Consider the following 12,312-nt stretch of genomic DNA (forward strand, 5'->3'; position numbering starts at 1 on the left):
CCGTTAGTAAGAAATATCGTGGTTACTGTATGATTTTTAATGGAATTATCATGAAAAAGATATCTTATGATCGGATTTATCAATCTCAAGAATACCTCTCTCCGCTGGGCGAAATTCATCATCGCGCCCTGTTTGGCGGTTATACCCTTGCCGTGGATGAAGCGGTGTTCGCGATGGTGTCTGACGGTGAGCTTTACCTTCGCGCCTGTGAGCAAAGTGCAAAATACTGTGTAAAAAACGCCTCCTCTTTTCTGACCCTGATGAAACGAGGACGTCCTGTGCTGCTTAATTACTACCGTGTGGATGAAGGTCTGTGGCAAAACAGGGAAAAACTGCTTCAGCTCTCCTCGTTTGCGCTCGATGCCGCCAGGAAAGAGCGCTACCAGCGCCATCAGCGTAACCGGCTTAAAGATCTGCCGAACCTGACCTTTCAGATTGAGGTCCTGCTTATGGAGGCGGGCATTACTAATGAAGAGACGCTACGACAGTTGGGGGCGAAGACGAGCTGGCTGAAAATGCGCTCTAAGAATAAAGCGCTGAGTATCCGGGTATTGTTCGCGCTTGAAGGCGCGATTGAAGGGTTACATGAAGCGGCACTCCCGGCGGATATTCGCCGGGAGCTTACGGAGTGGTTTAATGCGCTGCCTGAGTCGCAGGGCCATCATTCCGCCAGGTAGCGATCTGCTGTCGCAGCCGACAAATTTCCGGCAGCAAAGCGATAAGCAGGCCAATTTGCTGAAGGACCAGCGGAGCTTTGTTGTCGGTGCCTGGATCAAGGTGTGCGATACGTTGCACCAGTTCATCCAGTGCCTGGTGAACCCGTGGCTCATCCGCAGGTTGATGATGAAGCGCATCATCAACGTAGCAAACGGCATCGTCCAGCAGTGCCAGGATGCCCGGATTCGTCAGTTTCTCTCGGTGGGCGCCAAGGGTAGAGATATAGCTGGTGAACGTGTGGTTCAGACACAGCAGGCGGAAGGCTGTCTCCCTGATTTCTGCCGTGGCGCGCGGCTCAGTTGACATATTCGAGACAACGGAAGCCAGCTCTGCGTCAGTGTTATGCGCATCGCGACGGGCAATCCGATAGGCCAGACGGTTATCGCGACCCTGATGGTATTGCTCAAGTATGGCGTCCAGATAGCGGCAGTTGGCGTTCATTGCTCTGTCGGACACGCGCGGTAAATTTCGGAAACGCCAGTCCGGCCAGATAAAGCTCACCGCCGCCCAGGCGATGGCGCAGCCGATAAGCGTGTCGATCACACGGGGGAGGGCCACTTCAAAGCCTTCACCCAGCAGATTGAAGCAGAGCAGAACCAGCAGCGTGATGAACATCGTGGCGTGGGCATACTGCACATTGCGGAAGGCGAAGAACAGTACCCCGGTAATCACAATCAGGATCAGTTGCCCTTCTACTGAAGGCACAAAATAGAGCACCGGCAGCCCGATGGCGACCCCGACTAACGTCCCGACAATACGCAGCGCGAGTCGATGGCGGGTAGCGTTATAGTTCGGCTGGCAGACGAACAGGCTGGTCAGCAGGATCCAGTAGCCGTGGTGCAATCCTGTTATCTGGATAAACGCGTAGCCAACGCACAGTACCAACGACATCCTTACCGCATGGCGAAAGAGGGCGGATTCCGGCGTAAAATGACGGCTCAGGCGCAGCCATATATCGCTGAAACCGTTGAGACTGTCGTCGGCAAGCTGGTTGTCAGCGTCATTGCCCGGCATCGCCATCGCCTGTTCAGACTCAATGGTGGCGAGCTGAGCATCGATGGCTCTCAGGTTGTTGAGCAGGAATCCCAGGGCTTTGAACTGTTCCGGCGAAGTTCCACTGGCCTGAACGCGATCGAGCGCCGCATCCAGGTGGCTGAATGCACGTTCAAAGCGAGGATCGTGCTGATAGGGCGTGCGCAGCAGTATTGAGCGCGCAAGTTGCTGGCAGGCCTGAGACTGCATCGACAGCAGACGCTGGAAACGGAACATCACGTCGCTGTAGCGGAATTTCTCGCGCAGATCAGCGTACTGTACATGCGAGGAGCTGGCGCGCTCGTGAATATCCTGGGCAACAAAGTAGTAGTGCAGGGTGCGCCGGGTACCGCGCTGACCGCGATCGCCGCGCAGACGGGTGAGCAGAGACGCTTTGGTCTGATTCAGCGTGGCGACCAGTTGGCCATTTGCCAGCGCCAGATCGTACAGGGGCGCCTGGCTGTCCTCTTCGATATCCGGATCAAACAGCCGGGATTTCAGCTCCAGATAGTGGGCCAGCTGTTCGTAACTGCGGGCAATGTTGTCCTGTAAGGCACGAACCGGAAAAATAAGATGCCCGGTTAAGGTCAGCAGGTTATACCAGATAGCGCCCAATAGCAGCAGGACCGGTTGCTGATACCACTGATCGTAAAGAGAGACGCCCAGCATGGTGTAAATGGCAATCAGCAGGGCGCCAAACGCGATAGTGGCGTAGCGTTGCCCGAGGCCGCCGAGCAAAATGAAGCCGCTGGTGGACACCGTCAGCCCTAAGGCAAACAGCCAGGGCCACGGGAAAAGCAGCTCAACGGAGGCGGAAGCAATAAAGAAGCAGACCAGCGTGATGACCAGATTACGCAAACGACCGGCCAGGCGGTCGTCGAGATCCGCCAGCGCGCCGGCCACCACCCCAAGCGTGAGGGGGATGGTGAGCTTCACATCATTCAGCCACCACGGCAGAGCGACGGTGCCGCAGAGGGCGATAAATATCCTGACGTTATACAGCCAGTTACTGTTCCATGTATAGCGACGAAGCAGGGGGCTTAGCATGAGAGCGGCCAGTCCTTATTACTGAAAACGACGACGGGCATTGGCTTCACGCGCGGCTTGCGCGACTTCGACCGGAACAACTCGGCGTCCTACCGGCCACAGGGCGATGGTGGCAATTTTGAAATTAGCGAGGCCAACCGGAATGCCAATAATCGTAATGCACTGGGCGATACCGGCGAAGATATGCATCAGACACAGCCACCAGCCAAAGAAGATTAGCCATAAAATATTCAGCAGCGTGCCGCCGGTATTCATCAGGGCATTTTTTCTTTCCGGCTCCAGTTCATCCACGTGCACGGCTTCATTTCCATAAGGAACGAGGGACAGTTTGGTGATTTCCCAGCAGGAGCGCGTCAGCGGAAGGGTGAAGATAAGCACGATGCTCACCAGGGTGGCAAAAAGCCAGGAAAGGGTGGTGGCAAAACCGCCAAGGACAAAATTCAACACATTCAGAACGGTACGCATAAACCCTCATTTCCTTCGATATGATTAACGCCCGGTGATTGTAACGTTTTTTTGGGCTGGAGCACCTTAAAACTGGCAGTTAAACTGTCTGACAAATTATGACCTCGTGGATCCGGCAGGATATGGAACTGAAAGCAACTTCAATGGGCAAACGCCTGGCGCAGCACCCTTACGACAAGGTTGTGCTTCTTAATGCGGGAGTGAAAGTCTCCGGTGAACGCCACGAATACCTTATTCCGTTTAATCAGCTACTGGCCATTCACTGTAAACGAGGGCTGGTATGGGGGGAGCTGGAGTTCGTTCTGCCGGCAGAGAAAGTGGTGCGACTCCACGGGACCGAGTGGGCGGAAACCCAACGCTTCTACCATCATCTGAACATGCGCTGGCACCAGTGGAGCCAGGAGATGAGCGTGATTGCCGCACAGGTGCTGCATCAGGTGCTGGACGATATCGCGCTAAGCAATACGCAGCAGAAGTGGCTGACGCGCCAGCAAACCGCCGGGCTTCAGCAAAAAATCACCCAGGCGCTGACGGCATTGCCTTTACCGGTGGCGCGGCTTGAGGAATTTGATAACTGTCGCGATGCGTGGCGGAAGTGTCAGGCCTGGCTTAGCGATATCGAGAAAAGCCGTCTGGCGCATAACCAGACCTGGACTGAGGCGATGCTTACGCAATATGCCGATTTCTTCAGTACGGTGGAATCATCGCCTCTCAATCCTGCCCAGGCGCGCGCAGTGGTGAATGGCGAGCACTCTTTACTGGTGCTGGCAGGCGCAGGGAGCGGCAAAACGTCGGTGCTGGTGGCGCGCGCGGGCTGGCTTCTGACAACGGGCGAGGCAGTTGCCGACCAGATTTTGCTGCTGGCTTTTGGTCGCAAGGCGGCGCAGGAGATGGATGAGCGCATTCAGGCGCGTTTGCATACCCAGGATATCTCGGCGTGCACGTTCCACTCCCTCGCTTTACACATCATTCAACAGGGCAGCAAAAAAGTCCCTGTTGTCAGCAAGCTGGAGAATGATGCTCAGGCTCGCCAGGCGCTGTTTATCAAGGCATGGCGTCAGCAGTGCAGTGAAAAAAAGGCGCAGGCGAAAGGTTGGCGTCAGTGGCTTGAAGAGGAACTCAACTGGGAGGTGCCGGAGGGCAGCTTCTGGCAGGATGAAAAGCTGGCGCGCCGGCTGGGCTCTCGTCTCGACCGGTGGGTAAGCCTGATGCGCATGCACGGCGGCTCTCAGGCGGAGATGATAGAAAGCGCACCGGAAGCGATCCGCGCCGTGTTTTCTAAGCGGGTAAAGCTAATGGCGCCGATGCTGAAAGCGTGGAAAACCGCGCTGAAAGACGAAAACGCGGTCGATTTTTCCGGGCTAATCCATCAGGCCATTATCATTCTGGAGAAAGGGCGCTTCGTCAGTCCGTGGAAACACATTCTGGTGGATGAGTTTCAGGATATTTCGCCGCAGCGCGCTGCGCTGCTTTCGGCGCTGCGGGCGCAGAATAAACACACGTCGCTGTTTGCCGTGGGCGATGACTGGCAGGCTATCTACCGCTTCAGCGGGGCGCAACTTTCCCTCACGACGGCCTTCCATAACTATTTTGGGGAAGGCGATCGCAGCGATCTGGACACCACCTACCGCTTCAACTCGCGGATTGGTGAAATTGCCAACCGTTTTATTCAGCAGAACCCGCATCAGCTGTCGAAGCCGCTTAACAGCCTGACGTCGGGGGATAAAAAGGCCGTCACGCTGCTGGCGGACGATCAGCTGGAACCGCTGCTGGATAAACTGAGCGGCTATGCGAAACCGGATGAACGGATTCTGGTCCTGGCGCGTTATCACCACCTCAAGCCGACGGCGCTGGAAAAAGCGGCAACGCGCTGGCCAAAGCTACAGCTCGATTTTATGACCATTCACGCCAGTAAAGGGCAGCAGGCCGACTACGTAATTGTGGTGGGGCTGAAAGAGGGGAGTGACGGATTCCCGGCACCGGCGCGGGAATCCGTGATGGAAGAGGCGTTATTACCTGTTCCGGAAGATTTCCCGGATGCAGAGGAGCGGCGCTTACTGTACGTGGCGATAACCCGCGCGCGCCATCGCGTGTGGCTCTTGTTCAACAAAGAGGAGCCGTCGGTGTTTGTCGATATTTTGAAAAGTATTGACGTGCCGGTGGCGAGAAAGCCGTAACGCGCCGGGCAAATTCTGTAGGCCCGGTAAGCGCAGCGCCACCGGGCAAAAAACTACTTCAGTCTCTCCGCAAGATAACGCTGATAATCCGGGATCAAAATCTCCACCGGATCGTTAAACTGCGGCGATTCAATGATGAAATCTGCCGTTGAAAGATTGGTGGCTACCGGAATGTTCCATACCGTCGCCAGACGCAGCAGCGCTTTAACGTCCGGATCATGCGGAACCGCGTTCAGCGGATCCCAGAAGAAAATCAGAACGTCAATTTTACCTTCCGAAATCTGAGCGCCTACCTGCTGGTCACCCCCCATCGGGCCGCTCAGCATGGCATTCACTTCCAGACCGGTTTCGCGGTGGATCAGGTTGCCGGTTGTTCCCGTAGCAGAAAGGGCATGATGCTGTAAAAGAGGCTGATGGCGACGAACCCAGTTAAGCAGCATTTGTTTACAGTGATCGTGCGCAACCAGAGCAATGTGCTTGCGCGCCGGAAGTGTGCGTGTTGTCAGTTCCATAATCTTATCCGTGAGGTTACCTCGCTACACGATGACGGGAACTGACTGATGCTGCAAGAGAAAGGACGAAAAAATGTGGCTTACGACGAAGGTTGTCGTTTCGCCCATTGCAGAAAACGGGCGCGCGTGTCCGGATCGGCATTCTGGAACCAGAATTTGAGGCGTTGCTCAGTAAGGGTCTGCGACTGAGGAGGGAGTACATCCAGCTCCGATACGCCCGAAAGCAGGGTACTGTCATCCGCCATCATAGTGGCGAACTGGGGCAGGGAGGCGCGCCTGCTGGCTCTGTTATAGATCTCCGTGTCCGCTTCGTAATCTGTTCCTTTTGGCCTTTTTGTCAGCGCCAGGATATCCAGCTTTACCGGGATGGGCATAGAATCCCCGTCCACCAGCTCAATGCGCGGTGAGGCATCAAATGCCAGTGACTCTTTTTCTGTTTCAAGGTGCGGGAGACGAAAATTGACCTGGCTGATGCGTTGGGTATTAAAGCTGACCACCAGCGGAGGCGAAATGTACACCTGCTGTTCGTTGTCGGCGAGGCGAATCGTCTTTTCAACCCGAAAAACCACCTGATGCGGGCCATTATCCAGCTCGATGCTGTCTGCGCCCCGCAGCAGGGAGCTGGAGACTTTTTTCCCGTCCAGCACCAGCAGGTCAATGTCGGTTGAGAGTCTGAGGGTGGTTGCGAAAACACAAACCGGCATGATTAACGCAACCACAGCCCAGGCAATGCCGGTTTTCATAGCAGACTCCTGTAGACAAACCACCCGGTAAGAATGTATCAAAATTTTTCGATAAACACGTTTACTAACATATAGACATATTCTGCCGTTTTGCCCTCATACTTCTGTATGGGATGCGTGGTTGAGATGTCTGCTTTGACGTACACTTTGAAAAAAACCAGGAGGAACAGCATGAAAGAGAACGACATTGTCGAGATTCTGACGTCCACGCGCACTATCGCGCTGGTCGGCGCGAGCGATAAACCGGATCGCCCAAGCTACCGGGTCATGAAATACCTTCTGGACCAGGGATATCACGTGATCCCGGTCTCGCCTAAGGTGGCGGGGAAAACGCTGCTGGGTCAGCAGGGCTATGCGACGCTCGCGGACGTGCCGGAAAAGGTGGATATGGTGGACGTTTTCCGTAATTCAGAGGCGGCCTGGGGCGTGGCGCAGGAGGCGATCGCCATTGGCGCGAAAACGCTGTGGATGCAGTTGGGCGTGATTAATGAGCAGGCGGCCGTGCTGGCACGCGATGCCGGGCTGAAAGTGGTGATGGATCGCTGTCCGGCAATCGATATTCCCCGTCTGGGGCTGGCAAAATAAAAAAAGCCCGTTTTACGGGCTTTTTTACACCTTTAGTTACGCAATCTTGGCGCCTGTAACTGTTTGCGGATGGTCTGAGCAAGCTCGTCCATAGTGGGTTGTTCCGGATGCTCATCCTGTAGTTCACCACTCAGCTGCGCTTCGGCAAGATAGGTATGGACAGGCTGACCATCGTCGCCCTCCATAACCACATGATACCAGGGCGCGGCGCGAAGCTCTGCGTCAACGGCCAGATCGTCTGCTGACGGTTCATCAAGGGAATACTCCGGGTCGATATCCACGACCACACCCAAATATCCAAGCAAGGTGTGGCGGACCTGCTGGCCGATACCGAATTTGCTGGCAATCATAGTCACCTCCCGGGAAACATTACATACACACTATGTGCGGGCAATATTTCTCTTTTCAAGTTACATGACGCGACAGGCAAACCCTTTCAGATACAGCCCTTCCGGGTAGGTAGCGATCACCGGATGATCGGCGGCCTGACGGAACTGCTCTATAAATTGTACATCACGACCCGCATCTATTGCGGCATCGGCGATGATTTTTTGGAATAAATCTGTCGTCATCAGGCCAGAGCAGGAGAACGTCAGCAGAACGCCGCCCGGGTTCAGCAGCTGGATCGCCAGCATGTTGATGTCTTTATAGCCACGGCAGGCGCCCATCAGCTGGCTTTTATTTTCTACAAACTTCGGCGGGTCCATCACGATAACGTCAAATTTCTCGCCCTGGTCGCGGTATTTACGCAGCAGTTTGAACACGTCGTCGCGCACAAACTCCGCTTTGCTCAGATCCAGCTTGTTCAGCTCAACGTTCTGTTTCGCCACATCCAGCGCTTCCTGTGAGGTGTCGACGCTCACAACCTGGGCACAGCCGCCCATCAGGGCAGAGACCGCAAAGCCGCCGGTATAGGAGAAGCAGTTCAGCACGCGCTTATCGGCAACGTACTGGCGCGTTGCCAGACGGCTGTCACGCTGGTCGAGGTAATAACCGGTCTTATGGCCGCCCTGGATATCCACCAGCAACTTCATGCCGTGCTCCTCGATAGGCAGCAGGGCAGGCGGCAGTTCGCCGGTGACCGGGCCCTGGGTCAGCTCCATGCCCTCTTTTTTACGTACCGCCACGTCGCTGCGGTCGTAAATGGCACATTCCGGGAACAGGGTTTGCAGGGCGCTAATTAGCGCAGCACGCTGGTATTCCGCCCCGGCGCTCAGCAGCTGCAACACCAGGAAATTGCCGAAGCGGTCAATGGTCACGCCCGGCAGCCCGTCGGATTCACCGGCAATCAGACGATAGCTGTCCAGCCCGTCACGCTTTGCCAGCCACTCGCGCCACTGCTGCGCCTGTTGCAGACGACGGACAAAGAAGTCGATATCGATGGCTTCTTCTTTATCGAACGTCCAGACGCGCGCGCGGATCTGAGATGCAGGCGAGTATGCGCCGCGTGCTAACCATTTCCCCTGATGGTCAACAATATCGATGGTTTCACCGAGGCTGGCTTTACCTTCTATGCGGGCAACCGCGCCGGAAAAGACCCAGGGATGGCGGCGCAGTAATGACTTCTCGCGCCCTTTGGTTAACACTAAACGTACACTCATAATTTGCTATTCTGTCGATTCCAATGAAATGGCCGCCATTTTCCCGACTTCAGCGAGGAAATGCAACGCGCCAGTCGGATAAGGAGAAGGATGATGTCAAATGTATGCACCATTGCCTGGGTCCATGGCCTTGTACAGGGCGTCGGATTCCGCTACAGCACCCAGCGCGAAGCCCTTCAGCTCGGACTGACGGGGTATGCGCGTAACATGGATGATGGCAGCGTGGAGGTTGTGGCCTGCGGTGAGGCGGATCGGGTAGAGAAGCTGGTGGCGTGGCTGAAAGCGGGCGGACCGCGCAGCGCGCGGGTTGATAAGGTGCTAACGGAACCGCATCAACCCGGCCGGGAATACGCTGACTTCAGTATTCGCTATTAAATGCATTTTACCGGCTTTGGCAGGCCGGCAATTTTTGTCGCCTGTTTAGCCGGGCCTTTCGGAAACAGGCGATACAGATAACGGCTGTTGCCTTTCTCTTCGCCAAATTTATTCGCCATGGCTTTGACCAGCATGCGGATAGCCGGAGAGGTGTTGAATTCGAGGTAGAATTCGCGCACAAAGCGCACCACTTCCCAGTGTTCCGGGGAGAGGGTAATTCCTTCGTTTTCCGCAATTTTCTCCGCCAGCGCTTCGCTCCACTGGCTGCTCTCTTTCAGATAACCGTCGTTATCGGTTTCGATCTCTTTGCCTTCAAAACTCAACATATTCATTCACGCGTTTGTCAAAAACCGCCTCAGTCTACCAAAAAAACAAAGCCCCGCATAAGCGGGGCTTTGTTCACAGCACGGTGAGTTAATCGCGGCTGGCGAAGCCCAGGATACTCAGCAGGCTGACAAAAATATTGTACAGCGACACATACAGGCTCACGGTGGCGCGGATATAGTTCGTCTCACCGCCGTGAATGATGTTGCTGGTTTCATACAGGATTGCGCCGGATGAAATCAGGATAAACACCGCGCTGATTGCCAGATGCAGAGCAGGCAATTGCAGGAAGATGTTCGCCAGCATACCGACCAGCACAATCACGATACCCGCCATCAGCATACCGCCGAGGAAGGACATGTCCTTACGGGTGGTCAGCACGTAGGCCGAGCAGCAGAAGAACACCAGCGCGGTACCGCCCAGCGCCATACCAATCACGTCGCCCATTCCGGCAGACAGATAGGCGTTCAGGATTGGCCCCAGGATGTAGCCCAGGAAGCCGGTGAAGGCGAAAGCGGAGAGAATACCCACCGGTTTATCCGCGGTTTTATAGGTCAGGAACATCAGACCATACATACCCACCAGCGTCAGGATCAGGCCCGGAGAAGGCAGCATCAGTACGGTGCTGGCCGTCGCGGTGATCGCCGAAAACGCCAGCGTCAGGCTGAGCATGAAATAGGTATTGCGCAGCACCTTATGGGTGCTGAGTAGCGATGTGCGGTCGCGTGAAGAAGTAATTATACGATCCATGAGTCACTCTCTTATGACAGATGTAATTAGCGCAAAGAATAGGAAACGGCGCGGCAGACGCAAAGTGGTTTTACCCATCTTTACTCAGCCCCTTAGGGATTATGCTGGTTTTTTATTCTGATAAAGCCTTTGTACTCAGAATGAAGTGCGGTATGCAAGGTGTATTCAGATCAACCTCTTATAGGTCACTGAAAAATATTGCGTTATTTCCCTAAGGCCGCTAAGAGTTATTTCCGGATCGTCATAAAAACAGACAATAAGGCGAAGGAAATGAAACCACAAACACGCATGCACTTTACGCTCTCTTTGTTAACCGCAGGGGTCCTGTGCGCCAGCACGGCAACCTGGGCGGCTAACGTGCCAGCAGGAACCCAGCTGGCAGATAAGCAGGAACTGGTCAGGAACAACGGCAGTGAACCCGCCTCGCTCGACCCGCATAAAGTCGAAAGCGATGTCGAATTCAATATTATCAGCGATTTATTCGACGGGCTTGTCAGCGTCTCTCCGGCAGGTGAAATCCAGCCGCGCCTGGCGGAGAAATGGGAAAATAAAGATAACACCGTCTGGACTTTCCATCTGCGCCCAGGCATTACCTGGAGCGATGGCACCCCCATCACCGCGGAAGATGTCGTCTGGAGCTGGCAGCGACTGGTCGACCCGAAAACCGTCTCTCCGTATGCCAGCTATCCCGGCAGTATGCGTATCGTCAACGGCACTGATATCGCAGAAGGCAAAAAAGCACCCGAGTCGCTGGGCGTGAAAGCCATCAATGACACCACGCTGGAAGTTACGCTCACCCAGCCAAATGCTGCTTTCCTGGCGATGCTGGCTCACCCGTCTCTGGTGCCGATAGATAAAGTCCTGGTAGGTCGTTTCGGTGATAAGTGGACCAAACCGGAGCACTTCGTCAGCAGCGGGGCCTATAAACTGTCACAGTGGGTGGTGAACGAACGCATTGTGGCGGTGCGAAACCCGAAATACTGGGATAACGCACATACCGTCATCAACAAGGTGACCTATCTGCCCATTTCCTCCGAAGCCGCTGACGTCAACCGCTACAAAGCGGGCGAAATCGACATCGCCTACACGGTGCCGATCAACCAGTTTGCTCAGCTGAAGAAAACGCTGGGGAGCGAGCTGGATGTATCGCCGCAGCTTGCCACCTATTATTACGAATTCAACACCACCAGGCCGCCGTTCAGCGACGCCCGCGTGCGTAAGGCGCTGAATCTGGCGCTGGATAAAGATATTATCGCCGGGAAAGTTTTAGGGCAGGGGCAACGCCCGGCATGGCTCATCAGCCAGCCGGATATTGGCGGCGTCAAGTTACAGAACCCTGATTACGCCAGCTGGCCGATGGATAAACGCATTGCCGAGGCGAAAAAACTGCTGGCCGAAGCCGGATTTAATGACAGCCATCCGCTCAGCTTTAATCTCCTCTATAACACCTCGGAATCGCACCAGCGTATTGCGATTGCCGCCAGCTCGATGTGGAAGAAGAACCTCGGCGTAGAGGCGAAGCTGCAAAACCAGGAGTGGAAAACCATGCTTGATACCATGCACACCCATAACTTTGACGCGGTGCGCTACGCCTGGATTGCTGATTACGATGACGCCGCAACCTTCCTGAATAACTTCCGTACCGGTGACAGCCAAAACACCACTCAGTACAGCAATCCGGAATACGATCTGGCTCTGGTGAATGCGGCGAAGGCGAAAACGGCGGAGGAGCGCGGTAAGTTCTACCAGCAGGCAGAAGATCTGCTGGGGCGCGATGTGCCGGCGATCCCTGTCTATCACTACGTGCGCACGCACCTGGTGAAACCGTGGGTAGGGGGCTTCACGCCGGATAAGCTTGGCTACTACTACACCAAAGATATGTACATCAAAAAGCACTAACGATCCGCGGTGGATATTATGCTGGTAAAACGGCCAATCTGTTGTCTATTCAACCGATTAAACGCATTTTGGCTATTTTTAAAGC

The 12,312-nt window shown here is 55.0% G+C and carries 13 protein-coding genes; 5 read left to right on the forward strand and 8 right to left on the reverse strand.

Annotated features, from left to right (window positions below; translation table 11 throughout):
* Nucleotides 1-50: 50 nt before the first annotated feature.
* Complete coding sequence (locus INF86_RS08870; protein WP_023299743.1) at nucleotides 51-677, forward strand: TfoX/Sxy family DNA transformation protein; 627 nt, start codon at nucleotides 51-53, stop codon at nucleotides 675-677.
* Here the strand turns inward: INF86_RS08870 and yccS are convergent.
* Nucleotides 634-2,796, reverse strand: coding sequence for a YccS family putative transporter (gene yccS / locus INF86_RS08875; protein ID WP_023299744.1), 2,163 nt, complete (start codon nucleotides 2,794-2,796; stop codon nucleotides 634-636). The genes INF86_RS08870 and yccS overlap by 44 nt on opposite strands.
* An 18-nt stretch (nucleotides 2,797-2,814) precedes the next feature.
* Nucleotides 2,815-3,261: a YccF domain-containing protein gene (locus INF86_RS08880; protein ID WP_022647660.1), complete on the reverse strand. Its 447-nt coding sequence runs from the start codon at nucleotides 3,259-3,261 to the stop codon at nucleotides 2,815-2,817.
* A gap of 122 nt (nucleotides 3,262-3,383) precedes the next feature.
* On the opposite strand from INF86_RS08880, the gene helD reads away from it, so the two are divergent.
* Nucleotides 3,384-5,438 carry a DNA helicase IV gene (gene helD / locus INF86_RS08885; protein WP_193543436.1) on the forward strand — a complete coding sequence of 685 codons (2,055 nt, stop codon included), beginning with the start codon at nucleotides 3,384-3,386 and terminating at the stop codon, nucleotides 5,436-5,438.
* A 53-nt stretch (nucleotides 5,439-5,491) separates the two neighbouring features.
* Here the strand turns inward: helD and mgsA are convergent, their stop codons facing one another.
* Nucleotides 5,492-5,950 carry a methylglyoxal synthase gene (gene mgsA, locus INF86_RS08890; protein WP_003858146.1) on the reverse strand — a complete coding sequence of 153 codons (459 nt, stop codon included), beginning with the start codon at nucleotides 5,948-5,950 and terminating at the stop codon, nucleotides 5,492-5,494.
* 80 nt (nucleotides 5,951-6,030) lie between these two features.
* Nucleotides 6,031-6,693 carry a DUF2057 family protein gene (locus INF86_RS08895; protein ID WP_023305822.1) on the reverse strand — a complete coding sequence of 221 codons (663 nt, stop codon included), beginning with the start codon at nucleotides 6,691-6,693 and terminating at the stop codon, nucleotides 6,031-6,033.
* A gap of 171 nt (nucleotides 6,694-6,864) precedes the next feature.
* Here INF86_RS08895 and INF86_RS08900 point away from each other — a divergent pair, with 171 nt between their 5' ends.
* Nucleotides 6,865-7,278, forward strand: a complete 414-nt coding sequence (locus tag INF86_RS08900; RefSeq protein ID WP_006809337.1) for a CoA-binding protein — start codon at nucleotides 6,865-6,867, stop codon at nucleotides 7,276-7,278.
* A 32-nt stretch (nucleotides 7,279-7,310) separates the two neighbouring features.
* On the opposite strand, the gene hspQ is transcribed toward INF86_RS08900, so the two are convergent.
* Together hspQ and rlmI are read right to left on the reverse strand one after the other, a co-directional pair.
* Complete coding sequence (gene hspQ / locus INF86_RS08905; protein ID WP_003858136.1) at nucleotides 7,311-7,628, reverse strand: heat shock protein HspQ; 318 nt, start codon at nucleotides 7,626-7,628, stop codon at nucleotides 7,311-7,313.
* Nucleotides 7,629-7,688: 60 nt separating this feature from the next.
* A complete protein-coding gene (gene rlmI, locus INF86_RS08910; RefSeq protein ID WP_193543437.1) occupies nucleotides 7,689-8,879 on the reverse strand; it encodes a 23S rRNA (cytosine(1962)-C(5))-methyltransferase RlmI in 1,191 nt (396 codons plus the stop codon).
* Between the two features lie 93 nt (nucleotides 8,880-8,972).
* Here rlmI and yccX point away from each other — a divergent pair, with 93 nt between their 5' ends.
* A complete protein-coding gene (gene yccX, locus INF86_RS08915; protein WP_003858131.1) occupies nucleotides 8,973-9,254 on the forward strand; it encodes an acylphosphatase in 282 nt (93 codons plus the stop codon).
* Here the strand turns inward: yccX and tusE are convergent.
* Nucleotides 9,251-9,580, reverse strand: coding sequence for a sulfurtransferase TusE (gene tusE, locus INF86_RS08920; protein ID WP_003858129.1), 330 nt, complete (start codon nucleotides 9,578-9,580; stop codon nucleotides 9,251-9,253). The two genes, yccX and tusE, sit on opposite strands and share 4 nt — an antisense overlap.
* A gap of 88 nt (nucleotides 9,581-9,668) precedes the next feature.
* A complete protein-coding gene (yccA, locus tag INF86_RS08925) occupies nucleotides 9,669-10,328 on the reverse strand; it encodes an FtsH protease modulator YccA (RefSeq protein ID WP_003858127.1) in 660 nt (219 codons plus the stop codon).
* Between the two features lie 270 nt (nucleotides 10,329-10,598).
* Between yccA and INF86_RS08930 the strand changes: the two genes are divergently transcribed.
* Entirely contained in the window at nucleotides 10,599-12,227 is a 1,629-nt protein-coding gene (locus tag INF86_RS08930; protein ID WP_063152038.1) for an ABC transporter substrate-binding protein, read from the forward strand.
* Nucleotides 12,228-12,312: the final 85 nt, after the last annotated feature.

This window comes from Enterobacter cloacae complex sp. I1M, from assembly GCF_014982425.1.
GTDB lineage: Bacteria > Pseudomonadota > Gammaproteobacteria > Enterobacterales > Enterobacteriaceae > Enterobacter > Enterobacter intestinihominis.